This window comes from Rahnella woolbedingensis (assembly GCF_003602095.1).
GTDB classification, from domain to species: domain Bacteria; phylum Pseudomonadota; class Gammaproteobacteria; order Enterobacterales; family Enterobacteriaceae; genus Rahnella; species Rahnella woolbedingensis.
In genome coordinates, this window is sequence record NZ_RAHH01000028.1 from 1 (window position 1) to 25,331 (window position 25,331).

General features: G+C 53.5%; 21 protein-coding genes and 1 tRNA gene. 16 read left to right on the forward strand and 6 right to left on the reverse strand.

The annotated features are described in order from the left end of the window. Positions 1-123 precede the first annotated feature (123 nt). From D6C13_RS20060 to yjfF, 5 genes are all read left to right on the forward strand, one after another. A tRNA-Trp gene (locus D6C13_RS20060) sits at positions 124-199 on the forward strand. Positions 200-603: 404 nt separating this feature from the next. Continuing rightward, positions 604-1,560, forward strand: coding sequence for a galactofuranose ABC transporter, galactofuranose-binding protein YtfQ (gene ytfQ, locus D6C13_RS20065; protein WP_120134436.1), 957 nt, complete (start codon positions 604-606; stop codon positions 1,558-1,560). Between the two features lie 111 nt (positions 1,561-1,671). Beyond that, positions 1,672-3,153 (forward strand): galactofuranose ABC transporter, ATP-binding protein YtfR, encoded by a 1,482-nt coding sequence (ytfR, locus tag D6C13_RS20070; protein ID WP_208642923.1) that lies wholly within the window; start codon positions 1,672-1,674, stop codon positions 3,151-3,153. A gap of 10 nt (positions 3,154-3,163) precedes the next feature. After that, complete coding sequence (gene ytfT / locus D6C13_RS20075) at positions 3,164-4,183, forward strand: galactofuranose ABC transporter, ATP-binding protein YtfT (RefSeq protein ID WP_120134438.1); 1,020 nt, start codon at positions 3,164-3,166, stop codon at positions 4,181-4,183. Then, positions 4,183-5,169: a galactofuranose ABC transporter, permease protein YjfF gene (yjfF, locus tag D6C13_RS20080; protein WP_120134439.1), complete on the forward strand. Its 987-nt coding sequence runs from the start codon at positions 4,183-4,185 to the stop codon at positions 5,167-5,169. The genes ytfT and yjfF overlap by 1 nt, the downstream gene beginning before the upstream one ends. A gap of 12 nt (positions 5,170-5,181) precedes the next feature. Here the strand turns inward: yjfF and hdfR are convergent, their stop codons facing one another. Then, complete coding sequence (gene hdfR / locus D6C13_RS20085) at positions 5,182-6,006, reverse strand: HTH-type transcriptional regulator HdfR (RefSeq protein WP_120134440.1); 825 nt, start codon at positions 6,004-6,006, stop codon at positions 5,182-5,184. Positions 6,007-6,124: 118 nt separating this feature from the next. Between hdfR and D6C13_RS20090 the strand changes: the two genes are divergently transcribed. Continuing rightward, the gene (locus D6C13_RS20090) at positions 6,125-6,463 is read left to right on the forward strand and encodes a MaoP family protein (RefSeq protein ID WP_120134441.1); all 339 of its coding nucleotides are present in this window, start codon (positions 6,125-6,127) and stop codon (positions 6,461-6,463) included. 25 nt (positions 6,464-6,488) lie between these two features. Here the strand turns inward: D6C13_RS20090 and D6C13_RS20095 are convergent, their stop codons facing one another. Then, complete coding sequence (locus D6C13_RS20095; RefSeq protein WP_120134442.1) at positions 6,489-8,024, reverse strand: YifB family Mg chelatase-like AAA ATPase; 1,536 nt, start codon at positions 8,022-8,024, stop codon at positions 6,489-6,491. Positions 8,025-8,390: 366 nt separating this feature from the next. On the opposite strand from D6C13_RS20095, the gene D6C13_RS20100 reads away from it, so the two are divergent. The 7 genes from D6C13_RS20100 (at position 8,391) to ilvA (ending at position 16,467) form a co-directional block, all read left to right on the forward strand. Beyond that, on the forward strand, positions 8,391-9,629 hold the full coding sequence (locus D6C13_RS20100; protein ID WP_120134443.1) for an MFS transporter: 1,239 nt from the start codon (positions 8,391-8,393) through the stop codon (positions 9,627-9,629). 132 nt (positions 9,630-9,761) lie between these two features. Then, positions 9,762-9,863: an ilv operon leader peptide gene (gene ilvL / locus D6C13_RS20105; protein WP_015699153.1), complete on the forward strand. Its 102-nt coding sequence runs from the start codon at positions 9,762-9,764 to the stop codon at positions 9,861-9,863. A gap of 147 nt (positions 9,864-10,010) precedes the next feature. After that, entirely contained in the window at positions 10,011-11,657 is a 1,647-nt protein-coding gene (gene ilvG / locus D6C13_RS20110; RefSeq protein ID WP_120134444.1) for an acetolactate synthase 2 catalytic subunit, read from the forward strand. Continuing rightward, on the forward strand, positions 11,654-11,917 hold the full coding sequence (ilvM, locus tag D6C13_RS20115) for an acetolactate synthase 2 small subunit (RefSeq protein WP_120134445.1): 264 nt from the start codon (positions 11,654-11,656) through the stop codon (positions 11,915-11,917). The genes ilvG and ilvM overlap by 4 nt, the downstream gene beginning before the upstream one ends. A gap of 16 nt (positions 11,918-11,933) precedes the next feature. Then, positions 11,934-12,863 (forward strand): branched-chain amino acid transaminase, encoded by a 930-nt coding sequence (locus tag D6C13_RS20120; RefSeq protein WP_095924174.1) that lies wholly within the window; start codon positions 11,934-11,936, stop codon positions 12,861-12,863. A 203-nt stretch (positions 12,864-13,066) separates the two neighbouring features. Further along, on the forward strand, positions 13,067-14,917 hold the full coding sequence (gene ilvD / locus D6C13_RS20125; RefSeq protein ID WP_120134492.1) for a dihydroxy-acid dehydratase: 1,851 nt from the start codon (positions 13,067-13,069) through the stop codon (positions 14,915-14,917). Between the two features lie 5 nt (positions 14,918-14,922). Next, on the forward strand, positions 14,923-16,467 hold the full coding sequence (ilvA, locus tag D6C13_RS20130; RefSeq protein ID WP_120134446.1) for a threonine ammonia-lyase, biosynthetic: 1,545 nt from the start codon (positions 14,923-14,925) through the stop codon (positions 16,465-16,467). Positions 16,468-16,516: 49 nt separating this feature from the next. Here the strand turns inward: ilvA and ilvY are convergent, their stop codons facing one another. Beyond that, complete coding sequence (ilvY, locus tag D6C13_RS20135) at positions 16,517-17,398, reverse strand: HTH-type transcriptional activator IlvY (RefSeq protein ID WP_120134447.1); 882 nt, start codon at positions 17,396-17,398, stop codon at positions 16,517-16,519. A 186-nt stretch (positions 17,399-17,584) separates the two neighbouring features. Here ilvY and ilvC point away from each other — a divergent pair, with 186 nt between their 5' ends. After that, complete coding sequence (gene ilvC / locus D6C13_RS20140) at positions 17,585-19,060, forward strand: ketol-acid reductoisomerase (protein ID WP_120134448.1); 1,476 nt, start codon at positions 17,585-17,587, stop codon at positions 19,058-19,060. 138 nt (positions 19,061-19,198) lie between these two features. On the opposite strand, the gene ppiC is transcribed toward ilvC, so the two are convergent. After that, positions 19,199-19,480 (reverse strand): peptidylprolyl isomerase PpiC, encoded by a 282-nt coding sequence (gene ppiC / locus D6C13_RS20145; protein ID WP_015690589.1) that lies wholly within the window; start codon positions 19,478-19,480, stop codon positions 19,199-19,201. A 175-nt stretch (positions 19,481-19,655) separates the two neighbouring features. On the opposite strand from ppiC, the gene rep reads away from it, so the two are divergent. After that, entirely contained in the window at positions 19,656-21,680 is a 2,025-nt protein-coding gene (rep, locus tag D6C13_RS20150; RefSeq protein ID WP_120134449.1) for a DNA helicase Rep, read from the forward strand. A gap of 74 nt (positions 21,681-21,754) precedes the next feature. Here rep and gppA read toward each other — a convergent pair whose 3' ends face one another. Both gppA and rhlB read right to left on the reverse strand, forming a co-directional pair. Beyond that, entirely contained in the window at positions 21,755-23,245 is a 1,491-nt protein-coding gene (gppA, locus tag D6C13_RS20155) for a guanosine-5'-triphosphate,3'-diphosphate diphosphatase (protein ID WP_120134450.1), read from the reverse strand. 6 nt (positions 23,246-23,251) lie between these two features. Continuing rightward, a complete protein-coding gene (gene rhlB, locus D6C13_RS20160; RefSeq protein WP_120134451.1) occupies positions 23,252-24,544 on the reverse strand; it encodes an ATP-dependent RNA helicase RhlB in 1,293 nt (430 codons plus the stop codon). 117 nt (positions 24,545-24,661) lie between these two features. On the opposite strand from rhlB, the gene trxA reads away from it, so the two are divergent. Further along, entirely contained in the window at positions 24,662-24,988 is a 327-nt protein-coding gene (gene trxA, locus D6C13_RS20165) for a thioredoxin TrxA (protein WP_013577537.1), read from the forward strand. Positions 24,989-25,331: the final 343 nt, after the last annotated feature.

A 25,331-nucleotide genomic window follows, 5' to 3' on the forward strand; every position in this document is an offset into this window, starting at 1 on the left:
GTAGTTCAGTTGGTTAGAATACCTGCCTGTCACGCAGGGGGTCGCGGGTTCGAGCCCCGTCCGTTCCGCCAATTATTTGATTATGCCTGCTAATTTTAGCAGGCATAATGTTAAGCGTTATTTAGGGGCGTAGCTCAGTTGGTAGAGCACCGGTCTCCAAAACCGGGTGTCGCGAGTTCGAGTCTCTCCGCCCCTGCCATATTGAAACCCTTCGCGAAAGCGAGGGGTTTTTTTTTGTCTGTAATTTGTACTCCTTTCTTCCCGCGCTCATTAATCCTCCAACAAAGCCCCTTCCTTGACGGCTTTTGCACCATTTAGGCTCAACAGGCCCCATTTCCCTGATTGTTTTTTGTCATGTTTTGGCTGAATACATGCACTAATTGATTGTTATCCCCGTATGTGACCCCGCTCATGCTCGCTTTTTTCCAGTGTACTAAACCTAATCATCGTCCTGTGACGACAAACCGCTCCTGACATTACAGTTTTCATTCTTTTTCCTGACGTCTGGGAGCGAGAAATGAAAACTAATGTCGGGTGAACGTCCTGGCCGTACCCTACGAGTCATAACAAAAAGTAGCTCAGACTACACGCGAGGAAAGAAACATGTACAAACGCTTATTTGTGGCAGCAGCAGTGGCAACAGCACTTTGTGGCGCGGCTCATGCAGCTCCGCTGGTTGTTGGTTTTTCGCAGATCGGCTCTGAGTCTGGGTGGCGTTCTGCGGAAACAAAAGTGTCTAAGTCCGAGGCTGAAAAACGCGGTATCACGCTGAAAATTGCTGATGCTCAGCAAAAACAAGAAAACCAAATTAAGGCAATCCGCTCCTTCATCGCTCAGGGCGTGGATGCCATTTTCATCGCGCCGGTTGTGGCGACCGGCTGGGCTCCTGTTCTGACGGAAGCCAAAGAAGCCAAGATCCCGGTATTCCTGTTAGACCGTACTATTGAAGTCAGTGATCCTTCCCTATACACCGCCGCAGTCGCTTCTGACAGCGTGTATGAAGGTAAAGTGGCCGGAGACTGGTTAGTGAAAGAAGTGGCCGGTAAACCCTGCAATGTTGTTGAATTACAAGGCACAGTGGGCGCCAGCGTTGCGTTAAACCGCAAACAAGGCTTTGCCGATGCACTGAAAGCTGCACCAAACGTCAAAATTATCCGTTCGCAATCTGGTGACTTCACCCGCAGTAAAGGCAAAGAAGTCATGGAGAGCTTCATTAAGGCTGAACAGAACGGTAAGAATATCTGCGCCGTTTATGCGCATAACGATGATATGGCCATCGGTGCGATTCAGGCCATTAAAGAAGCCGGTCTGAAGCCGGGTTCGCAGATCAAAATCGTTTCAATCGATGGTGTTCCTGACATCTATAAAGCGATGTTAGCGGGTGAAGCGAATGCTTCTGTCGAGCTGACGCCTAACATGGCAGGCCCTGCGTTTGATGCCCTGATCGCCATGAAAAAGGATGGCACTCAGCCGAAGAAATTCATTCAGACTCAGTCTGCGCTGATCCTGCCGGATATGGCTCAGAAAGAATATGACATGAAAAAAGACATGGGTTATTAAGCCGGTTTACCGGCTTGCCTTTGCGGCAGGCCGGTAAAAATTATTCCCTTTTCGCCCTCTGGCGAATGCAGCAGGAGTAGTGATGTGACGGATAATCCTGGTTCAGAAACACTGCTTGAAGTCCGCGGTTTATCCGTAGAATTCCCTGGCGTGAAAGCACTGGAAAATGTCGACTTCACGCTTGAACGTGGCGAAATAGTGGCACTGTTAGGTGAAAACGGTGCGGGTAAGTCCACGATGATCAAAGCACTTACCGGTGTTTATAAGCGTTCCTCCGGACAAGTTTTCCTCAACGGAAAATCAATTGAACCTGTTAATACTGCTGATGCTCAGTCACTTGGGATCGGCACCGTATATCAGGAAGTGAATCTCCTGCCGAACATCTCCGTGGCCGCCAATCTCTTCATCGGGCGCGAGCCGACCCGCTTCGGGCTGGTCAATCAGCGCAAGATGGAACAACAGGCTGAAGCGCTTCTGGAAGGCTATGGCCTGCATCTGGATGTCAGCCAGCCACTTTCCACCTATTCCATTGCGATTCAGCAGATTGTGGCCATTGCCCGTGCGGTGGATTTGTCTGCGCAGGTGCTGATCCTCGACGAGCCCACCGCCAGCCTTGATGCCAAAGAAGTCAGCATGCTGCTCGATATTCTTGTTCAGCTGCGTGACAAAGGCGTGGGCATGATCTTCGTGACGCATTTCCTCGATCAGGTTTATCGGATCAGCGACCGGATAACTGTTTTACGCAACGGCAAACGGGTGGGATCTGAACGTACTGTTGATCTGCCACGTATCGATCTGGTGCCGATGATGCTGGGACACAGCTTTGATGAAAGTCTGCTAAAGCGTACCGGGCACCGCAATGTGACGGGCGAGCCTTTGGTGGATTTCAAGGATTATGGACGTCGTGGAGTGATTGAAAATTTCGATCTGAAAGTACGGCGTGGCGAGATTGTGGGCCTGGCCGGATTGCTGGGATCGGGGCGAACAGAAACCGCGCAGCTGATCTTCGGTATCAAGGGACATGACAGCGGCAGCGCACAGGTTGATGGCAAATCAGAAACTATCAGCACGCCCCGTAAGGCCGCGAAGCTTGGGTTTGGCTATTGCCCGGAAGACCGCAAAACCGACGGCATTATCGGGGCCGCTACCGTGCGTGAAAATATCATTCTTGCCTTACAGGCACAGCGCGGCTGGTTGCGTCCTTTGCCGATGAAAGAGCAGCATCAGATCGCCGAAAAATTTATCAAACTGCTCGGTATCCGCACACCCGGTACAGAGCAGGAAATTCAGTATCTCTCCGGCGGTAATCAGCAGAAAGTGCTTCTTTCCCGCTGGCTGGCGACCCATCCCCGCTTCCTCATTCTCGATGAACCGACACGCGGCATTGATGTAGGGGCGCATGCCGAAATCATCCGTCTGATTGAAAAACTTTGCGATGAAGGGCTGGCCTTACTGGTCATTTCATCCGAGCTGGAAGAGTTGTCAGGCTATGCCGACCGGATTGTGGTGTTACGCGATCGTCGTCATGTTACCGAAATCGAGCAGGCTGAGATCTCCGTGCCAGCCATTATGAAAGCCATTGCGGCACAATGAGGAGATATCGATGAGCAACAGGAGTCTGCCAATGACGGAAAGACCGCGCAAAGTAAGATTTGTGTTTCCTAAAGGTGCCACGCAAATCGGCGCCTTTATCGCCATATTAGTGATCGACAGCCTGGTCGCCCCCGGATTTTTCTCTATTCATATTCAGGATGGTCGCCTGTTTGGCAGCCTGGTGGACATATTCAACCGCGGCGCGCCTGTCGCATTGCTGGCTCTGGGAATGACGCTGGTTATCGCCACCGGCGGTATCGACCTTTCTGTCGGGGCTGTGATGGCAATAGCGGGCGCGACGGCGGCGACCATGACTGTTCAGGGATATCCGCTGGCGATAGTGCTGCTGGCATCGGTTGGTGTCGGCGCGATATGCGGCTTATGGAATGGGTTTCTGGTCGCAGTCCTGCAAATACAGCCGATTGTTGCCACGCTGATGCTGATGGTCGCCGGAAGGGGTATCGCACAGCTGATTACAGAAGGGCAGATCGTCACGTTTGAACACAACGGCTTGTCGCAGTTTGGCAGCGGTTCTCTGTTCTATCTGCCGATGCCGGTGATTATTGCTGTCGTCATGCTGGTACTGGTGTGGGCATTGACCCGCAAAACGGCGCTCGGACTGTTTATCGAATCTGTCGGTATCAACATCCGTTCTGCTTATAACGCCGGTGTAAATGCCCGTTTGGTACTGATTTCGACTTACGTTATCTGCGGCATTTGCGCTGCCGTCGCGGGCGTTATCGTGACGGCTGATATCCGTGGGGCGGACGCCAATAACGCCGGTTTATGGCTGGAGCTTGACGCCATTCTTGCCGTCGTCATTGGTGGCGGCTCGTTGCTGGGCGGACGCTTTAACCTGCTTCTTTCGGTCGTCGGTGCACTGATTATTCAGGGAATGAACACCGGTATTCTGCTTTCCGGTTTTAAACCCGAATTCAATCTGGTCCTGAAGGCCCTGGTGGTTCTCGCCGTGCTGGTGGTGCAGTCGCCCCGCGTCTCACTCAGTAATCTGTTCCGGAGGAAGGGATAATGCTTAAAAGAAATCTGCCCCTGCTGATTACTATCGTGGTTTTCCTGGCCGGATATGCTTACTGCTTCACGCAGTTTCCGGGCTTTGCGTCCACACGCGTCTTCTTTGATTTACTCACCGACAACGCATTCCTCGGCATTGTCGCCGTCGGTATGACATTCGTGATCCTCTCTGGCGGTATCGACCTTTCCGTGGGCTCCGTTATCGCGTTTACCGGGGTTTTGCTGGCCAAACTGATCGGCACTTACGGCGTCGCACCCGGCTACGCGTTTGTCATTGTGCTTTTGATGGGGGCGCTGTTCGGCGCGCTGATGGGCTGGATCATTGATACGCTCAAACTGCCGGCTTTCATCATCACGCTGGCGGGCATGTTTTTTGTCCGCGGGATGAGTTTTATCGTCTCGGAAGAATCGTTACCCATTAACCATCCGGTTTACGATTTCCTCGCCAGTTACGCCTGGAAAATGCCCGGAGGTGGCCGTTTCACGCTACTGGCTCTGGTCATGCTGCTGGTGGTCCTCGGCGGGATTATCCTGGCGCATCGCACGCGATTTGGTAACAACGTCTATGCCGTCGGCGGAAGTAACGTTTCGGCAGCGCTGATGGGGGTGCCGGTTCGTCGTACCACGATTTATATCTACATGCTCTCAAGCACGCTGGCCGTGTTGTCCGGCATTATTTTCTCGCTGTATACGTCAGCGGGTTATGCACTTGCCGCCAGCGGCGTAGAGCTCGATGCTATCGCTTCTGTCGTCATTGGCGGCACGCTGCTGAGCGGCGGCGTAGGCACGGTGTTAGGCAGCCTGTTTGGCGTGCTCATTCAGGGGCTGATCCAAACTTATATTACCTTCGATGGCACGCTCAGCTCATGGTGGACCAAAATCGTGATGGGCGTATTGCTGTTCCTCTTCATCGGATTGCAAAAAGGCATGGGCACCTTCTGGACAGCCAGAAGAGCGCGTCATCCGAGGCCGGAACCTTCCTGAAGCCGAACGGCTTCAGAGATTAGTGATCAGCGGCGTTTTGAGTAACTGACGGATCAGAACCTGCTGATCGCTGGTTTGCAGCCAGACGGCGTACATCGGGCGGATCACCGGGGGTATTTCTTCATGCACCGCCAGCTGAGGGTATTCCTTCGCCCAATGCGCGGGCAGGAAAGCGCAACCGCCGGTGTTTTCCAGTAACTGACGCGTCAGATGCGCAGACGTTGTGGTCAGCACCGGTTCCTGATCGCTGTTTTGCAGCTTTTCCTGCTGAGGGAAATCGGCACCCCATTCCAGTTTCACATACGGCGGATGTTCTTCCCTTGCCGTTTTCTGGGATGAAAAAAGTCGTAACGAGAAATTACCTAGCAGCTGGCTTGAAAGCTCATCCATCTTTGGCGGTTCAGTGGTGATCAGTAAATCCAGTTGTCTTTCATGCAATTGTTTTACCAGTGACTGGCGAAGGGCGATGCGCGCCTCGAGCCTCAGCGCACCGCGCTGGGTGTAAAGCGACTGCAACCACGGTGTCAGATAGGCTTCCCACAGCGAGGCCGTCGCACCAATCGACAATTCAGTGTGCTGTAACGAGCGCACCACCTCTTTTTTCGCCATCTGCCAGGTCGACATCAGGTTCTCTGCATAAGGCAGCAGGCGCTCTCCTGCGGGCGTTAAGCGGATATTATTGCGATGCCGTGTGAATAAATTGGCGCCAAGTTGGGTTTCCAGTTGTCGGATACGAAAGCTGACAGCAGATTGCGTCAGATAAAGGGATTCCGCCGCCCGACCAAAGTGGCGAGTTCTACTGACCTCCAAAAAGGTTTTCAGTAATTCCGTGTCCAAAACTATCTCCAATATTTTTTGTCGTTAAGATTTAAATGTTTTGTTTTACACAATGTCAAGCCTAACTAATACTCCGCGCCATAACAGCACGACCATGAGAGAATTAGGAGCGTGTCAGATGGCGGAAAGCTTCACCACGACAAGTCGTTTTTTTGATAATAAACATTACCCTCGCGGGTTCTCCCGGCATGGCGATTTCACCATTAAAGAAGCGCAAATGCTAGAACGTTACGGCTTTGCTTTTAACGAGCTGGATCTGGGAAAACGTGAGCCTGCTAACGACGAAGAAAAACTGTTCCTGGAGGTTTGCCGCGGTACGCGTGAACCTGTGACAGATGCAGAGAAAGTGTGGAACAAATACATTGTCCGCACCCGTCGTCCGAAGAAATTCCATACGTTGTCTGGCGGTAAACCGCAGGCTGACGCTGTAGAAGACTACACGGAAAGCGATGACTAATGAAACGGGGCGATGCCCCGTTTTTTTATGCCAGGCTCTTATGCAGAGTTAACAATAGCCTATCCATGCTGCGATAGCTCAGCGCCTCAGCAATATGTCTTCGTTCAATCGCTTCCACGCCTCCCAAATCAGCCAATGTTCTCGCGACTTTCAGAATGCGATGCCAGGCTCTGACCGATAAACCCAGTTTATGCAGCACCTCTTCGAGAAATTCCGCATCCGCTTTGGTTAACACACAGTACGCTTCCACTTCGCTGCTGCTCAGATGGGCATTGATTTTGCCCGCACGCTTTAACTGGATTTCTCTGGCGATCAGCACCCGTTCCCGCACTTGTGCGCTGCTTTCCCTCACCGCTGGCGTATGGTTTTGCTGACTCAAAATACCGGGCGGCAGCAGCGGAACTTCAATAGAAAGATCGAAGCGGTCGAGGAAAGGCCCGGAAAGACGACTCAGATAGCGTAAAACCTGCTGTGGCGGCGTGCGGTTATGAATGCCCTGATAATGCCCGGTCGGGCTGGGATTCATCGCTGCAATCAGTTGCGCTCTTGCCGGATAGCGGACTTTCGCCCGTGCGCGGGAAATGGTGATTTCCCCGGATTCCATCGGCTGGCGTAACGCATCCAGCACCTGCCGCTGAAATTCAGGCAGCTCGTCGAGAAACAGCACACCGTTATGTGCCAGCGATATTTCTCCCGGTCTGGGCAGCGAACCACCGCCGACAAGCGCACTCATTGATGTGCTGTGATGCGGTGCCCGAAATGGCCGTACGCGTGAAAACCCGCCGTCTTCTTCCGGGTTATACACCAGGCTGGCGATGGCCGCGGTTTCTAACTTTTCCTCATTGGTCAGCGGGGGTAACAATCCCGGCAACCGGCTCGCCAGCATAGTTTTTCCTGTGCCCGGCGGTCCTATCAGCAACAAGTTATGGCCGCCTGCCGCCGCGACCTCCAGTGCACGCTTGGATTGTTCCTGCCCGATGATGTCTGAAATGTCCGGCTGATGGGCCTGAACCTGTGGATGAGCGGGAAATTCGATGGCAGGCAAGTTGTCTTCGCCTTGCAAAAATGCGCAGACCTGCAACAAATGCCCGGCAACTTTCGCCACGCCGGGATCAAGCAGCGTCATTTCCGTTTGATTACTTTGCGGCAGGATTAATATCCGGCCCGCTTTCTGCGCCTCAAGTGCCGCCGGAATTGCGCCATTCACGCTGCGTAACGCACCGGAAAGCCCGAGTTCTCCCACAAACTCATATTCCTCAAGCTTATCCCCCTGAAGTTGCTCTGAGGCCACCAGAATCGCCAGCGCAATGGATAAATCGTACCGGCCGCCTTCTTTAGGCAAATCGGCTGGCGCAAGATTTACGGTGATGCGTTTTGCCGGAAAGGTGAATCCGCAGTTGATGATGGCGCTGCGAACCCGATCCCTGGCTTCTTTGACAGTGGTTTCAGGTAAACCGACCAGTGTCAGAGCCGGTAAACCGTTGCTGATATGTACCTCGACCGAGACGCCGGGCGCCTGAACACCCAGTGAGGCGCGGGTATACACCACGGCTAATGACATGCTTTTTCCTTTGCTGTGAGATTTCCTGACGGCAGCATGCCTGAGCCTGAAACACTTGTGGTGAGAAGATTTGCACGATGCGTACCGTCTCGGAGAAATAGTTTGTCAGTCAGCCGCTTAGCACAGGTAAATGCGAGTTAGGCCGCAACCTCCGCAATACTCATTAACAGTTTGATGTCTTCGGAAACAAATTAGGCCGCTAATTAAGTTGCTGGTTATACAGGCTGAGGTGTTTAATTTAATTGCATTTAACAATAAATAAACAAATACGAATCTTTGATTAACATCTCGCGGCCTTACTGAGGGTTTTCCGGAACGCTACGGTGAGCGCATAACCTACAGCTATTCCGGAATAGGGATACACCCATGTTTGGTTGGACTTCTCGGCAGCGTAACGTTGCCATCGCCAGCTTCCTGAGCTGGACTCTTGATGCCTTTGACTTCTTTGTTCTGGTCTTCCTGCTCAGTGATATCGCCACGGCGTTTCAGGTGGATATCAAACAGGTCACGCTGGCTATCCTGCTGACGCTAGCCGTGCGGCCAATCGGTGCGCTGCTCTTCGGGCGAGCGGCGGAAAAATACGGGCGCAAGCCGGTGCTGATGGTCAACATCGCGCTGTTTTCATTCTTCGAGCTGTGTACTGCGGCGGCGCCTTCGCTGACCGTATTCCTCATCCTTCGCGTTATCTACGGTATTGCGATGGGCGGTGTATGGGGTGTGGCGTCTTCGCTGGCGATGGAAACCATTCCTGACCGCTCACGTGGCCTGATGTCCGGGATTTTCCAGGCGGGCTATCCGTTTGGTTATCTGCTGGCCGCTGTGGTGTACGGCTTGCTGTTTAACGTGGTGGGCTGGCGCGGAATGTTTGTGATTGGTGCGGTACCGGTTTTCCTGCTGCCCTTTATCTGGTTTAAAGTGCAGGAATCACCGGTCTGGCTGGCGGCGCGGGAACGCAACGAAAGCACGGCCCTGATGCCGGTGCTGAAGAAAAACTGGAAGCTGTGTGTTTATCTGGTGGTGCTGATGGCGGGCTTTAATTTCTTCAGCCACGGTACGCAAGATCTCTATCCGACCTTCCTGAAAGTTCAGCACGGTTTCGATCCACATACCGTCAGTTTAATCGCCATAAGCTACAACATCGCGTCAATTATTGGCGGGGTTTTCTTCGGGGCGCTTTCTGAAAAAATTGGTCGTAAGAAAGCCATTATTATCGCTGCGCTGCTTTCCCTGCCGGTCATCCCTTTATGGGCCTTCTCAGGCGGTTCGTGGATGCTGGGGCTCGGGGCATTTCTGATGCAGTTTATGGTGCAGGGCGCATGGGGCGTGGTGCCAACTTATCTCACTGAGCTGGTGCCCGCCAACACGCGCGCCGTTCTGCCGGGGTTTGTTTATCAGCTCGGTAACCTGATTGCGTCAGTGAATGCGACTCTTCAGGCCTACATTGCCGAAAGTCACGGACATAATTACGGTCTGGCGATGGCGATTGTGGCCGGTACCGTCGCTATCCTGATTTCTGTTCTGGTGGCATTTGGCCGGGATACCCGCGGAAAAGCCATTGCCGGAGCAATAAATAATCAGACGGTCAATGATCACGCTAAGGTTTGATTTATCTGACGATTTCTTGTGGTTTGTGCAACGGATTGCAAATAATAACGCAAGAAAAGTGTTGTCATTAAATAGCTGACTGTGATAACTCTGTAGGCAATCGTTCGCAATATGAATTTTAGAACACTAAAAATGAAAGCCCTTCTCCTCGTAGTTAGCCTAGTCGTGATTAGCGTGGTGGTGATTATTATCCCACCGTGCGGGGCTGCACTTGGACGAAGAAAGGCTTATTAAACAAGCCTGAACCTGAAAAGAAACCCCGCACCGAAAGGTCCGGGGTTTTTTTTTGGGTCAGGAATTTCAGAGAACAGTGAAGCGGGGTCGGAAAATGAGCAACAGCATAATATTCTGCACTTGTCGCAAAAAGGCAGGAGAATAAGGATGAACGGAGCACAGTGGGTAGTACAAGCGTTGCGTGCGCAGGGTGTAAATACAGTATTTGGTTATCCTGGCGGGGCAATCATGCCGGTATACGATGCATTGTATGACGGCGGCGTGGAACACCTTCTGTGCCGGCACGAGCAGGGCGCCGCAATGGCAGCCATTGGCTATGCCCGTTCAACCGGAAAAGTCGGCGTGTGTATCGCCACTTCCGGTCCTGGCGCGACCAACCTGATCACCGGTCTGGCCGACGCGCTGCTCGACTCCGTTCCTCTGGTAGCCATCACCGGTCAGGTTGGCTCAGCGCTGATCGGCACCGATGCTTTCCAGGAAATCGACGTTTTAGGTTTATCCCTGGCCTGCACCAAACACAGCTTCCTGGTTGAATCGCTGGACGCGCTGCCGGAAATCATGGCGGAAGCCTTTGCCATCGCCACGTCCGGGCGTCCGGGACCGGTTCTGATCGACATCCCGAAAGACATCCAGCTGGCGACCGGCGAACTGCCACCGCATCTGCTGGCGGTAGAAGAGACCTTCCCGCACCCGGCAGCTGAACTGGAACAGGCCAGCGCGATGATCGCCGCAGCACAAAAACCGATGATCTACGTCGGCGGCGGTGTGGGCATAGCGCAGGCGGTTCCGGCGTTACGTGAATTCATTTCAGCCACTGGAATTCCGGCTGTAGCGACCCTGAAAGGCTTGGGCGCGCCGGATGCCGCTGACCCGTGTTACCTGGGAATGCTGGGTATGCACGGCACCAAAGCGGCGAATCTGGCGGTTCAGTCCTGTGATTTACTGATTGCCGTCGGTGCGCGTTTTGATGACCGGGTGACCGGCAAACTGAATACCTTCGCGCCAAACGCGGGCGTCATCCACATGGATATCGATCCCGCCGAGCTGAACAAATTGCGTCAGGCGCACGTGGCGTTGCAGGGCGATTTGAACTCCCTGTTACCGGCATTGCAGCAACCGCTGAATATCAGCGCATGGCGTGATGAAGTGATGACCCTGAAAGCGCAGGGCGAATGGCGCTACGACCATCCGGGTGAAGCAATTTATGCGCCGCTGTTACTGAAACAAATCTCTGATCGTAAATCTGCCAGTACCGTAGTGACCACCGACGTCGGCCAGCACCAGATGTGGACTGCCCAGCATATGCAGTTCAGCCGCCCGGAAAACTTCATCACCTCCAGCGGTCTGGGCACGATGGGCTTTGGCGTTCCTGCCGCCGTCGGTGCACAGGTTGCCCGTCCGGACGATATGGTGATCTGCGTTTCCGGCGACGGTTCATTCATGATGAACGTTCAGGAACTGGGCACCATCAAGCGAAAACAGCTGCCGGTCAAAATCCTGTTACTGGATAACCAGCGGTTAGGGATGGTCAGGCAGTGGCAGGAGCTGTTCTTTGACGGACGTTTTAGTGAAACCAACCTTTCTGATAATCCTGATTTTGTCACGCTGGCCAGCGCCTTCAATATTCCCGGCCAGCGTATCCACCGTAAAGACCAAGTCGATGCCGCTCTGGATGCGTTCTTCAATAGCGAAGGCCCGTATTTGCTTCAGGTTTCCATCGACGAAAATGAGAATGTCTGGCCGCTGGTTCCACCGGGCGCAGGCAACGAAACCATGTTGGAGAAAATGTCATGATGCAGCATAACGTCTCAATCCAGGCCCGTTTCCGCCCTGAAATGTTAGAACGCGTTTTACGCGTAGTTCGCCACCGTGGTTTCCAGGTGTGCGCGATGAACATGACCCCGATGGCCAATGCGGAAAACATAAATATCGAATTGACCGTTGCCAGCCAGCGCCCGGTGGATTTACTGTCTTCACAGTTACGCAAACTTATGGATGTCGCCTGTGTCGAGATCCAGCAACATACATCACAACAAATACGCGCGAATGCGTGAGTAAAGGAACGAGAGAATGACGAAGAAAGCTGATTACATTTGGTTCAATGGCGAGATGGTTCCGTGGGCAGAAGCAAAAGTTCACGTCATGTCACACGCACTGCATTACGGTACTTCCGTATTCGAAGGCGTGCGTTGCTACGACTCCCACAAAGGGCCGGTCGTATTCCGTCACCGTGAACATATGCAGCGTCTGCGCGATTCCGCAAAAATCTACCGTATGCCTGTTTCTCAGAGCGTGGATGAGCTGATGGAAGCTTGCCGCGAAACCCTGCGCAAAAACAATCTGGTCAGCGCGTATATCCGTCCGCTGGTCTTTGTCGGCGATGTGGGTATGGGCGTTAACCCGCCGGATGGCTACAAAACTGACGTGATCATCGCCGCTTTCCCGTGGGGCGCATATCTGGGTGAAGAAGCGCTGGAGCAGGGTATCGACGCGATGGTGTCTTCCTGGAACCGCGTGGCAGCGAACACCATCCCAACAGCGGCAAAAGCCGGTGGTAACTACCTGTCATCATTGCTGGTCGGCAGCGAAGCCCGTCGCCACGGTTATCAGGAAGGTATCGCGCTGGACGTTCACGGTTATGTGTCTGAAGGTGCAGGCGAAAACCTGTTTGAAGTGAAAGAGGGCATTCTGTTTACGCCTCCGTTTACCTCTTCCGCTCTTCCGGGTATCACCCGTGACGCGATTATTAAACTGGCGAAAGACATGGGTCTGGAAGTGCGTGAACAAGTTCTGTCCCGTGAATCCCTGTATCTGGCAGACGAAGTCTTCATGTCCGGCACCGCCGCAGAAATTACGCCGGTTCGCAGCGTTGACGGTATTCAGGTCGGCATCGGCAAACGTGGTCCGGTAACCAAACAAATTCAGGATGCGTTCTTCGGCCTGTTCACCGGTAAAACCGAAGATAAATGGGGTTGGTTAGACCCAATAAACCCTCAGTAATTACCCGTCATCCTTCAGGCTGCCTCTGCGTTGGCCGCCTTTATTCACCTCGGTCACTTACCTGAGTAAGCTCCCGGGGATTCATTCAGTTGCCGCCTTAATGCAACCTGAATGATTTAGGGTAATGATGAGGATAAATAAGAAATTCAGCAGGTGGCGATATCGCTGCCTGCTAAACAGAAATGATTTGGAGTGAACAGAGCATGCCTAAGTACCGTTCCCACACCACGACACATGGCCGCAATATGGCTGGCGCCCGCGCTTTATGGCGTGCCACCGGCATGACCGATGACGATTTCGGCAAACCGATTATTGCCGTCGTCAACTCATTCACCCAGTTCGTTCCGGGCCACGTGCATTTGCGTGATCTGGGTAAACTGGTTGCCGAGCAAATCGAAGCGTCCGGCGGCGTAGCGAAAGAATTCAACACGATCGCCGTGGATGACGGGATCGCCATGGGTCATGGCGGCATGCTGTATTCACTGCCTTCACGCGAGCTGATCGCCGACTCCGTGGAATACATGGTGAACGCGCACTGCGCCGATGCCATGGTGTGTATTTCCAACTGCGACAAAATCACCCCGGGAATGCTGATGGCGTCTCTGCGCCTGAATATCCCGGTGATCTTCGTTTCCGGCGGCCCGATGGAAGCCGGTAAAACCAAGCTGTCTGACAAAATCATCAAACTTGACCTGGTCGACGCGATGATTCAGGGCGCAAACCCTAACGTCAGCGATGCCGACAGCGAACAAATCGAACGTTCTGCCTGTCCGACCTGCGGTTCCTGTTCCGGTATGTTCACCGCCAACTCCATGAACTGTCTGACCGAAGCGCTGGGCCTGTCTCAGCCGGGTAACGGTTCATTGCTGGCGACCCACGCCGACCGCCGTGACCTGTTCCTGAATGCCGGTCGTCGCATCGTTGAGCTGACCAAGCGATATTACGAGCAGGACGACGCCAGCGCATTGCCGCGCAACATCGCCAGCAAAGCCGCATTCGAAAACGCCATGATCCTGGATATCGCCATGGGCGGTTCCACCAATACCGTTCTGCACCTGCTGGCTGCGGCACAGGAAGGCGAAATCGAATTCGACATGACCGACATCGACCGTCTGTCACGCAAAGTACCGCATCTTTGTAAAGTCGCGCCAAGCACCCAGAAATACCATATGGAAGACGTTCACCGTGCCGGTGGCGTGCTGGCCATTTTGGGCGAACTGGATCGTGCCAATCTTCTGAACCGCGACGTTAAAAACATTCTCGGCCTGACCCTGAATCAGACGCTGGATCAGTACGACATCATGCTGACCAAAGACGAAGCGGTGAAAAAAATGTTCCGTGCGGGCCCGGCCGGTATCCGCACCACTCAGGCATTCTCACAGGATTGCCGCTGGGACACGCTCGATGATGATCGTGCCGAAGGCTGTATCCGTTCGCTGGAACATGCGTTCAGCAAAGACGGTGGTCTGGCTGTGCTTTACGGCAACATCGCCGAAGCAGGCAGCATCGTTAAAACCGCAGGCGTGGATGCATCCAACCTGACCTTCCGTGGTCCGGCAAAAGTTTACGAAAGCCAGGACGATGCTGTTTCCGCAATCCTCGGCGGCAAAGTGGTGTCCGGCGACGTGGTGGTTATCCGTTACGAAGGGCCAAAAGGAGGGCCGGGCATGCAGGAAATGCTGTATCCGACCACGTACCTGAAATCCATGGGACTGGGTAAAGAGTGTGCGCTGATCACAGACGGTCGTTTCTCCGGCGGGACTTCCGGTCTGTCTATCGGCCACGTTTCTCCGGAAGCGGGCAGCGGCGGTCTGATTGCACTGGTTGAAGATGGCGACATCATCGACATCGATATTCCGAACCGCAAAATGGTGCTGGACGTTCCGGCAGCTGAACTGGCTGCACGTCACGAAGCCGAACTGGCTCGCGGCGACAAAGCCTGGACACCGAAGAACCGCGAACGTGTGGTTTCTCTGGCGCTGCGTGCTTACGCATTGCTGGCGACAAGTGCTGACAAAGGCGCAGTACGCGACAAGTCTAAGCTGGGAGGCTGACAGCCATGGCGGTATCACAACCTCTACCCGACCAGCCGTGCGGCGCAGAATATCTGCGTGCCGTGCTGCGTGCGCCGGTTTATGAAGTCGCACAGGTTACGCCTTTGCAGGTCATGGAAAAGATCTCTTCCCGGCTGGGTAACACCATTCTGGTGAAGAGGGAGGACCGCCAGGCCGTTCACAGTTTTAAGCTGCGCGGTGCATATTCGATGATCGCCGGCCTGACCGAAGACGAGGCCGCGCGCGGTGTCGTCACGGCATCAGCGGGCAATCACGCGCAGGGCGTGGCGCTTTCAGCCACCAAAAAAGGCATCAAATCTCTGATTGTGATGCCGGTCGCGACCGCAGATATCAAAGTGGATGCGGTGCGTAATTTTGGCGGCGAAGTGTTGCTGTACGGCGCCAACTTTGACGAAGCGAAAGGCAAAGCTATCGAGTTGTCACAGCAGCAAGGCATGACCTTTGTGCCGCCGTTCGACCATCCGGCGGTGATTGCCGGACAGGGCACGCTGGCGATGGAACTGCTGCAACAGGATGCGCATCTCGATCGCGTATTCGTACCCGTCGGCGGCGGTGGTCTGGCTGCCGGTGTAGCGGTGCTGATCAAGCAGCTGATGCCGCAAATTCAGGTGATCGGCGTTGAAGCCGAAGATTCTGCCTGCCTGCGGGCTGCGCTGGATGCCGGTGAACCGGTTGATCTGGCGCGTGTCGGGTTGTTCGCAGAAGGCGTGGCCGTGAAGCGTATCGGTAACGAAACCTTCCGTTTGTGCCGCGAATATCTGGATGACGTGATCACCGTCGACAGCGATTCCATCTGCGCGGCCGTGAAAGATTTATTCGAAGATGTGCGTGCAATTGCTGAACCTTCCGGCGCGCTGGCGCTGGCAGGGCTGAAGAAATACGTGCAGCAGCACAACATTCAGGGCGAGCGCCTGGCGCATGTGCTTTCCGGCGCGAACGTGAATTTCCATGGTCTGCGTTATGTGTCAGAACGCTGCGAGCTGGGTGAGCAACGCGAAGCGCTGCTGGCGGTGACTATTCCTGAGCGCAAAGGCAGCTTCCTGAAGTTCTGTCAGTTGCTGGGTGGCCGTTCGGTGACGGAGTTCAACTACCGTTATGCCGATGCGGAAAACGCCTGCATCTTTGTGGGCGTGCGTCTGACGCACGGTCACGCAGAGCGTCAGGAAATCATCGACGAACTGAATCACGACGGTTATCAGGTAGTGGATCTGTCCGACGATGAAATGGCGAAACTTCATGTGCGTTACATGGTGGGCGGGCGTCCGACCAAACCTCTGCGCGAGCGGCTTTACAGCTTTGAATTCCCGGAATCTCCGGGGGCTTTGCTGAAATTCCTGCATACGCTGGGCACGCACTGGAATATTTCGCTGTTCCATTACCGCAGCCATGGCACCGATTTTGGTCGCGTGCTGGCGGCGTTTGAGCTGAATGAGCAAGAGCCGGAGTTCGAGCAGAACCTGAAGGCACTGGGTTATGACTGTCACAACGAAAGTGATAATCCGGCGTTCCGCTTCTTCTTAGCGGGCTAGAAACCAACGGGGCACCTTAAAAGTGCCCCGTTTTTTATCCGTCGAATGCTTAAAGCAATTGCCAGAATGCGTCGATCAGCGGTTCGTTCAGACGTTTTTTCTGCACGCAAACGCCCAGTTCCAGCGGCGCGCCGAGCGTGACGTTATCCAGAATAGAAATACGGTTGCGCACCGGTTCCGGGCTGTTATCGACCACCACCGACGGAATGAGCGCGATGCCGCAACCAAGCGCGACCATCGACACAATGGCTTCATGGCCGGACACCGTGGCGTAAATCAGCGGATTGCTCAGACGGTTGCGTTTGAACCACACGTCGATGCGTTTTCGTGCCGGGCCATGTTCCGGCAGGATGAACGGGATTTGTGACCAGTCAGGATGCGGTTCGCTGACTTGTGTACGAACCGCGCAAGGCAGGGAAGGGGAAATCAAGATCATCGGAATTTCGCCGATCTGCGTGAAATCGACGCTGCCCGGCAAACTTTCCGGACGACCGGCAATCCCCAGGTCTGCTTCGGTGGACTGAACTTTTTCCACCGCGTCGGCAGCATCGCCGGTGGTCAGTTTGATTTCGACCAGCGGATGCTGCGCACGAAAGCGGTCGAGGATTGGCGGCAGATGGCTGTAGGCAGCCGTCACCGAGCAGAACAAATGCAGCTCGCCGCTCAGCGTCGGGCCATGCTGATCTAACCCGCTGCGCAGTTGCTGGTAATGCAGCAGCGTCTGCTGGGCAAAGTTTTTGAGTTGTTCGCCCGCACTGGTCAGCTGCACCGTGCGGTTATCTCGCTGAAATAACGGCTGACCGAGTTCCTCTTCCAGCCGTTGTATCTGGCGCGATAACGTGGAAGGGCTGACATGCATCGCCTTCGACGAACGCCCAAAATGGCGGCTTTCCGCCAGATGTAAAAACAGTTTCAGATCACGTAAGTCCATAAAGAATATCCGGCTCTTTGGTTTCACAGATGACAGGCTAAGTATATTGCATAATCTGCAACGTCATCTTCGTAATATATCAATTTAAGCAATGTGTCACATGGCATATAGTGAATTCACGGCGTTCACCAGCTCACCGGTGAAACAAAAAATAACAGCACTTACCTCGATAGAACGGAGCAATACATGGCTAACTATTTCAACACACTGAACCTGCGTCAGCAGCTGGCACAACTGGGCAAATGCCGCTTCATGGGTCGCGATGAATTCGCAGACGAAGCCAGCTACCTCAAAGGTAAAAAAGTGGTGATTGTAGGCTGTGGTGCACAGGGCCTGAACCAGGGTCTGAACATGCGTGATTCCGGTCTGGATGTGTCCTACACCCTGCGTGCAGAAGCGATTGCTGAGAAGCGTGCTTCATGGCGTAAAGCGACCGAAAACGGCTTTAAAGTGGGCACCTACGAAGAACTGATCCCGCAGGCCGATCTGGTGGTTAACCTGACGCCGGACAAGCAGCACAGTGCTGTGGTTAAAGCGGTTCAGCCTCTGATGAAAGATGGCGCAACCCTGGGCTATTCCCACGGTTTCAACATCGTTGAAGTCGGCGAACAAATCCGTAAAGACATCACCGTGGTGATGGTCGCGCCGAAATGCCCGGGTACTGAAGTACGTGAAGAATACAAACGTGGTTTCGGCGTACCGACGCTTATCGCGGTTCACCCGGAAAACGACCCGAAAGGCGAAGGCATGGCGATTGCAAAAGCCTGGGCAGCAGCAACCGGCGGCCACCGTGCGGGTGTTCTGCAATCTTCCTTCGTTGCTGAAGTGAAATCAGACCTGATGGGCGAGCAGACTATCCTGTGCGGTATGTTGCAGGCGGGTTCTCTGCTGTGCTTCGACAAACTGGTCGCTGACGGCGTTGATGAAGCTTACGCAGAAAAACTGCTGCAGTTCGGCTGGGAAACTATCACCGAAGCGCTGAAACAAGGCGGCATCACGCTGATGATGGACAGACTGTCCAACCCGGCGAAACTGCGTGCTTACGCGCTGTCCGAACAACTGAAAGAGATCATGGCGCCACTGTTCCAGAAACACATGGACGACATCATCTCCGGCGAATTCTCCAGCGGCATGATGGCTGACTGGGCGAACGACGACAAAAATCTGTTGACCTGGCGTGAAGAAACGGGCGCAACCGCGTTCGAAAATGCACCACAGTTCGACGGCAAAATTTCCGAGCAGGAATACTTCGACCACGGTGTTGTGATGATTGCGATGGTGAAAGCGGGTGTTGAACTGGCATTCGAAACCATGGTCGCTTCAGGCATTATCGAAGAATCTGCTTACTACGAATCACTGCACGAGCTGCCGCTGATCGCCAACACTGTTGCACGTAAGCGTCTGTACGAAATGAACGTGGTTATCTCTGATACTGCTGAATACGGTAACTACCTGTTCGCTAACGCCGCTGTACCATTGCTGAAAGAGTTTATGACCACTCTGCAGGCGGGCGATTTGGGTAAATCTGTTGCTGAAACGCAGGTTGATAACGCGCAGCTGCGTGATGTTAACGAAGCGATTCGTAACCATTCAATCGAGTCTATCGGCCGCACTCTGCGTGGCTATATGACTGATATGAAGCGTATCGCCGTAGCAAGTTAAACCCGTCATCCTTCAAGCTGCATGGGCGCCTGCCGCTTTCCTGCAACTCGAATTATTTAGGGTTTTCGGAAGATAAACAAAAAGGGCACTGCATGAAAATGCGGTGCCCTTTCTTTTTGGTTCTGGCAGAGGCAGAACTTAGTTGCGGTACAAAATCTTAATGATGTGGTAACCGAACTGGGTGTGCAGCGGGCCTTGTGGCTCGATCAGTGGTGCAGAGAAAACCACTTTATCGAAAGCCGGCACCATTGCGCCTTGCTTGAACTCACCTAAATGGCCGCCTTTCTTACCTGACGGACAGGTAGAATGCTTCTTAGCCAGTTTTTCGAAATCGCCACCGTTCTTGAGTTGTTCAAGAAGATCAAGCGCCTGTGCTTCTTCCTTGACCAGGATATGCATTGCTGCGGCAGTTTTTGCCATGATAAGACCTTTTTTGCGAGAGTGTTTCCAGACGCGTAATGTAACATCTGCAACCACCTGAGTGGAATCCGGCCTGCGTTCCGGGATAAGAAATTGCGCTGTAAAGCCAGTCAATCTCAGACGGCGTTTCTGCTACAATCGCCGTCCTTGTCTATCAGGTGAGCAAAAATACGCCATGCGATTAAACCCCAGCCAACAAACCGCCGTCGAATTCGTCACCGGACCCTGCCTGGTTCTGGCGGGGGCTGGCTCCGGTAAAACCCGTGTTATCACCAATAAAATCGCACACCTGATCCGTGAATGTGGCTATCAGGCACGTCACATTGCGGCCGTCACCTTTACCAATAAAGCGGCGCGTGAAATGAAAGAGCGTGTCGGGCAAACCCTCGGACGCAAAGAAGCGCGGGGCTTGCTGATTGCGACGTTCCATACGCTCGGGCTGGAAATCATCAAACGAGAATTTGCCGCGCTGGGAATGAAATCAAACTTCTCCTTATTTGATGATCAGGACCAGCTGGCGCTGCTCAAAGAGCTGAGTGAGAAATGGCTGGAGAACGACAAGACGTTGCTGCAGCAGCTGGTTTCGACGATCTCCAACTGGAAAAACGATCTGGTTGATCCCTCTCATGCCGCCGGTCTGGCACGTTCGGAGCGCGATCAGATCTTCGCGCACTGCTACAGCCTTTATCACGACCACATGCGTGCCTGTAATATTCTCGATTTTGATGACCTGATCCTGCTGCCGACCCTGCTGTTGCAGAAAAATGAAGAAGTACGTGAGCGCTGGCAGAACAAGCTGCGTTATCTGCTGGTCGATGAATATCAGGACACCAACACCAGCCAGTACATGATGGTGAAATTACTGGTCGGTAACCGTGCACGTTTCACCGTGGTGGGCGACGATGACCAGTCAATTTACTCCTGGCGTGGCGCGCGTCCGCAAAACCTGGTGCTGCTGAAAGAAGATTTCCCGCAGTTGCAGGTCATTAAGCTGGAGCAGAACTACCGTTCCACGCAACGGATCCTCAAAGCCGCCAACATTCTGATCGCCAACAATCCGCATGTGTTCGAGAAACGTCTGTTCTCTGAACTGGCTTATGGCGAATCGCTGAAAGTGGTGACGGCGAATAATGAAGACCATGAAGCAGAACGCGTCGTGGGTGAGCTGATTGCGCATCACTTCATCAATAAAACGGCGTATGGCGATTACGCGATTTTGTATCGCGGTAACCACCAGTCACGCCTGTTTGAAAAAATGCTGATGCAGAACCGCATCCCGTACCGGATTTCTGGCGGCACTTCCTTCTTCTCTCGCCCGGAAATCAAAGATCTGCTGGCGTATCTGCGCGTGCTGACCAATCCGGATGACGACAGCGCCTTCCTGCGCATTGTGAATACGCCACGCCGTGAAATCGGTGCCGCGACATTGCAGAAGCTGGGCGAGTGGGCGAATCAGCGTAACAAAGGGCTGTTCAAAGCCAGTTTTGACATGGGGCTGAGCCAGTCTCTGACGGGGCGCGGGCTGGAATCCCTGCAACGCTTCACACACTGGATGGGCAATATTTCCGAACTGGCAGAACGTGAACCGGTCGCTGCCGTAAGAGATTTGATCCACGGTGTTGATTACGAAAGCTGGTTGTTCGAAACCTCGCCGAGCCCTAAAGCGGCGGAAATGCGCATGAAAAACGTTAATCAGCTGTTCAGCTGGATGACGGAAATGCTCGAAGGCACTGATCTGGATGAGCCAATGACGCTCACTCAGGTGGTCACGCGCTTTACCCTGCGCGACATGATGGAACGCGGCGAGAACGACGAAGAGCTGGATCAGGTTCAGCTGATGACGCTGCATGCCTCGAAAGGGCTGGAGTTTCCGTATGTCTATCTGGTCGGCATGGAAGAGGGGCTTTTACCGCATCAGAGCAGTATCGACGAAGATAACGTGGATGAAGAGCGACGTCTGGCCTACGTGGGCATTACCCGCGCGCAAAAAGAGCTGACGTTTACCCTTTGCCGCGAACGCCGCCAGTACGGCGAGCTGATCCGCCCCGAGCCGAGCCGCTTCCTGCTGGAGTTACCGCAAGACGATCTGGCGTGGGAAAGTGAACGCAAGGTGGTGAGTGCGCAGGAACGCATGGTGAAAGGGCAAAGCCATCTGGAAAAAATCCGCGAACAGCTGGCGAAAGCCAAAAGCGGCAATTAAGCATTAATCACAAAAAAAGCAGAGGCTGATAAATCAGGCTCTGCTGTTTGGTGATGATTTATCAGACCAGCAGGTTACTGCTCTTCAACAAACAGCGGCCAGTGGACATAACTCTGCCAGTGGCTTTCCTGCTCTAACTCTTCAGCGCGCAGCGGATGTTGCTCCAGCCAGCCCTGCGGCACAATCACACTCAGCTCATCATCATTGGCACGTAAACGTACCGCAGGCAATGTGTCGTCGCGGCGACGGCTGGCAAAGATAATTGCCAGTCGCATAATGCGGCAAAGACGCTGCGCCTGACGCGGCGGAACGGCGTTTTGTTCATTAAGCAGCGGTAAATCCAGCGTGCCATTCTGATTTTGCAAAAGCGTCGCCAGCAGCTTTTTTTGCGCGGGCGTGAAGCCCGGCAAATCCAGATGACGGATCAGATACGCAGCGTGATGTGGCGCTTTTTTGAAATCGACGCTCAGTCCGATCTCGTGGATAAGACAAGCGCTGTTGAGTAAATCACGGGCACGGGGATCCAGTTTCCATTCCTGTGCCACCTGCAACGAAAAGTTTTCTGCCAGTTGCGCCACACGTTCTGCCTGCTCATTATCGAGCAGATAACGGCGTTGCAGATTTCGCAGCGTACGCTGGCGAATATCCTGTTCAATAGGCAAATGCAGCATGCCGTAGACCAGACCTTCACGCAGCGCACCGCCTGCCAGAGTCATCATTTCGATGTTCAGCGTTTTGAAAATGGCGATCAGAATGGACAGTCCGCTTGGGAAAACCAGCGCACGTTCGAGGGTCAGGCCTTCAATTTCCAGCTCTTCCAGTTTGCCGCACTGAATGGCGCGCTGTTTGAGTTGCTGAAGTTTAGGCAGCGTGATGCGTTCATCCATGCCCTGAGCGACCATGATTTCCTGCAAGGCCTGCACGGTACCGGAAGCCCCGACGCAAATCTGCCAGCCATTAGCAATCAGTTCAGGCGCTACGGGAAGGATCATATCGATCGCCGCCTGTTCAGCCTGATCGAAGTTCTCTTTGGCCAGATTGCGGTCGGTAAAATAGCGCTCAAGCCAGGTCACGCAGCCCATTGAAAGACTGAACAGCGTGGTGGCCTGTGCGCCGACACCGGTGACCAGCTCCGTGCTGCCGCCGCCAATATCAACTACCAGACGTTTATCCGGGCCGCCCGTCGTATGGGCAACGCCGTGATAAATCAGACGCGCTTCTTCTTCACCCGAGATGACCTGAATCGGACAGCCGAGGATTTCCTGTGCTTTACCCAGAAATTCATCGGCATTGCTGGCCAGTCGCAGCGTTGCGGTGGCAACGACGCGGATTTGGTCACGGGGGATATCCTGCAATCTTTCAGAAAATAGCTTCAGGCATTGCCAGCCACGCTGCATAGCATCCTGAGAAAGCAGGTTTTGTTTATCCAGACCGGCAGCCAGACGCACTTTGCGTTTAATTCTGGCGAGGGTCTGGATACTGCCTGCCACCTCACGAACAACCAGCATGTGAAAGCTGTTAGAGCCCAGATCAATCGCTGCATACAGTGAGGTGGAACTTAGCATAGGTTATCAGCCCGGACGTTTACGGTTGCTACGTGGTGCACTGCTGCGACGTGAAGACGAATTGCTGTTGCGACGCGGGCCGTTACCGGTACGCGAGCGGGCAAGACGTTTTGCAGGAGGCAAATCAGCTAACAGCGCATCGCTGTTGTATTTACTGACCGGAATGCTGTGGCCGGTATAGGTTTCAATCGCCGGCAGATTCAGGGCATATTCTTCACACGCCAGGCTGATAGAATGACCGCTGAGACCCGCGCGACCAGTACGGCCAATGCGGTGAACGTAGTCTTCACAGTCGTCAGGCAGGTCATAGTTAAAGACGTGCGTTACGGCAGGAATGTGCAAACCACGGGCAGCAACGTCAGTCGCGACCAGAATATCCAGCGTGCCGTTAGTGAAATCTTCCAGAACGCGCAGACGTTTTTTCTGCGGGACGTCGCCGGTCAGCAAGCCAACGCGATGACCATCGGCAGCCAGATGGCCCCAGACGTCTTCACAGCGATGTTTGGTGTTTGCGAAAATAATGCAGCGATCTGGCCATTCTTCTTCGATTAATGTCTGTAACAGACGCATTTTTTCTTCATTCGAAGGATAGAAAAGCTCTTCCTGAATGCGGTGCCCTGTTTTTTGTTCCGGTTCGATCTCAATCGACTCGGCATTGTTCATGTTTTCGAACGCCAGCTCTTTCACTCGATAGGAAAGGGTTGCTGAGAACAGCATGTTCAGACGTTGAGTCGCAGGCGGCATCCGGCGGAATATCCAGCGGATATCTTTGATGAAGCCCAGATCGAACATACGGTCTGCTTCATCCAGTACCACCACCTGAATCGCGCCCAGGTCGATGTGGTTCTGTTTGGTGTAATCGATTAAACGGCCAGTGGTTCCGATAAGGATGTCCACGCCGCTTTCCAGCACTTTAAGCTGTTTGTCGTAACCGTCGCCGCCATAGGCCAGACCTAATTTCAGTCCGGTAGATTCAGATAATGCTTCGGCGTCGGAGTGGATCTGCACAGCGAGTTCACGCGTAGGCGCCATGATCAAGGCACGCGGCTGGTTAGTCTGACGACCTTCCGCAGCAGGGTGAGAAAGCAGATAATGGAAAGTAGACGCTAGAAAAGCCAGCGTCTTGCCGGTACCGGTTTGCGCCTGACCTGCAACATCACGCCCAGCGAGCGTGATCGGCAATGCCAATGCCTGAATTGGCGTACAGTAATGGAACCCTTTCTTTTCAAGGGCTTCTACTGCCAGCGGGTGCAGGGCGAAGTCGGAAAACTTCTGTTCGGTCAAGTGTGTTTTGCTCATAGTGTGGTAGAATATCAGCTAACTATTGCTTTACGAAAGCGTATCCGGTGAAATAAAGTCAACCTGATGTTGGTTAATGCGACATCAACAAGGTAAAGATAATCCTTTGGAGTAAACATGAGCGATAAAATTATTCACCTGACCGATGACAGTTTCGACAATGACGTATTGAAAGCCGAAGGGCTGGTGCTGGTCGATTTTTGGGCAGAGTGGTGCGGACCATGCAAAATGATCGCTCCGATTCTGGATGAAATTGCCACTGAGTTCGAAGGCAAGCTGACCATCGCAAAACTGAATATCGATGAAAACCCAGGTACTGCACCTAAATACGGCATCCGTGGTATTCCTACCCTGCTGTTATTTAAAGGCGGCGAAGTCGCAGCAACTAAAGTTGGCGCACTGTCGAAAGGTCAGCTGAAAGAGTTCTTAACAGCTAATCTGTAATCGGTCGGGATGACCCAAGCCAGGTGTTTAGCGGGCTGCCGTGTTTTTCACATTGTCCGCTAGACGCCTGTCAAGAAGCGTGCTAAGTTTACGCTTACTGCAAATAGAGCTTACCTGTAGTTTGATTCTTACGTTTTACTCTGTTGTGTCAAAAACATCTGCCTATAAAGTTTCTTTGAATAATAATTAAATTGAACTGGCACTGTGCTTGACCATCTAACGGTTTTGACAAAATCGGCTTTAAGACACCTTCAATATCAGCATTACCCCTCAAGAATCGCCCGCGAGCGACTACCTGCGGCTGGATTTCTGGGCTGTTATTTAAGTGTCGTACAACAAACAG

Bases quoted from the DNA above. Each gene is read 5' to 3' on its own strand.
- rep (WP_120134449.1), top strand. From the start codon at position 19,656: ATGCGATTAAACCCCAGCCAACAAACCGCCGTCGAATTCGTCACCGGA.
- rhlB (WP_120134451.1), bottom strand. From the start codon at position 24,544: ATGAGCAAAACACACTTGACCGAACAGAAGTTTTCCGACTTCGCCCTG.
- ilvY (WP_120134447.1), bottom strand. From the start codon at position 17,398: ATGGACTTACGTGATCTGAAACTGTTTTTACATCTGGCGGAAAGCCGC.
- yjfF (WP_120134439.1), top strand. From the start codon at position 4,183: ATGCTTAAAAGAAATCTGCCCCTGCTGATTACTATCGTGGTTTTCCTG.
- trxA (WP_013577537.1), top strand. From the start codon at position 24,662: ATGAGCGATAAAATTATTCACCTGACCGATGACAGTTTCGACAATGAC.
- ilvA (WP_120134446.1), top strand. From the start codon at position 14,923: ATGGCGGTATCACAACCTCTACCCGACCAGCCGTGCGGCGCAGAATAT.
- ytfQ (WP_120134436.1), top strand. From the start codon at position 604: ATGTACAAACGCTTATTTGTGGCAGCAGCAGTGGCAACAGCACTTTGT.
- ilvD (WP_120134492.1), top strand. From the start codon at position 13,067: ATGCCTAAGTACCGTTCCCACACCACGACACATGGCCGCAATATGGCT.
- ilvM (WP_120134445.1), top strand. From the start codon at position 11,654: ATGATGCAGCATAACGTCTCAATCCAGGCCCGTTTCCGCCCTGAAATG.
- ilvC (WP_120134448.1), top strand. From the start codon at position 17,585: ATGGCTAACTATTTCAACACACTGAACCTGCGTCAGCAGCTGGCACAA.
- ppiC (WP_015690589.1), bottom strand. From the start codon at position 19,480: ATGGCAAAAACTGCCGCAGCAATGCATATCCTGGTCAAGGAAGAAGCA.
- D6C13_RS20090 (WP_120134441.1), top strand. From the start codon at position 6,125: ATGGCGGAAAGCTTCACCACGACAAGTCGTTTTTTTGATAATAAACAT.
- D6C13_RS20095 (WP_120134442.1), bottom strand. From the start codon at position 8,024: ATGTCATTAGCCGTGGTGTATACCCGCGCCTCACTGGGTGTTCAGGCG.
- gppA (WP_120134450.1), bottom strand. From the start codon at position 23,245: ATGCTAAGTTCCACCTCACTGTATGCAGCGATTGATCTGGGCTCTAAC.
- D6C13_RS20120 (WP_095924174.1), top strand. From the start codon at position 11,934: ATGACGAAGAAAGCTGATTACATTTGGTTCAATGGCGAGATGGTTCCG.
- ilvL (WP_015699153.1), top strand. From the start codon at position 9,762: ATGAAAGCCCTTCTCCTCGTAGTTAGCCTAGTCGTGATTAGCGTGGTG.
- D6C13_RS20100 (WP_120134443.1), top strand. From the start codon at position 8,391: ATGTTTGGTTGGACTTCTCGGCAGCGTAACGTTGCCATCGCCAGCTTC.
- ilvG (WP_120134444.1), top strand. From the start codon at position 10,011: ATGAACGGAGCACAGTGGGTAGTACAAGCGTTGCGTGCGCAGGGTGTA.
- ytfT (WP_120134438.1), top strand. From the start codon at position 3,164: ATGAGCAACAGGAGTCTGCCAATGACGGAAAGACCGCGCAAAGTAAGA.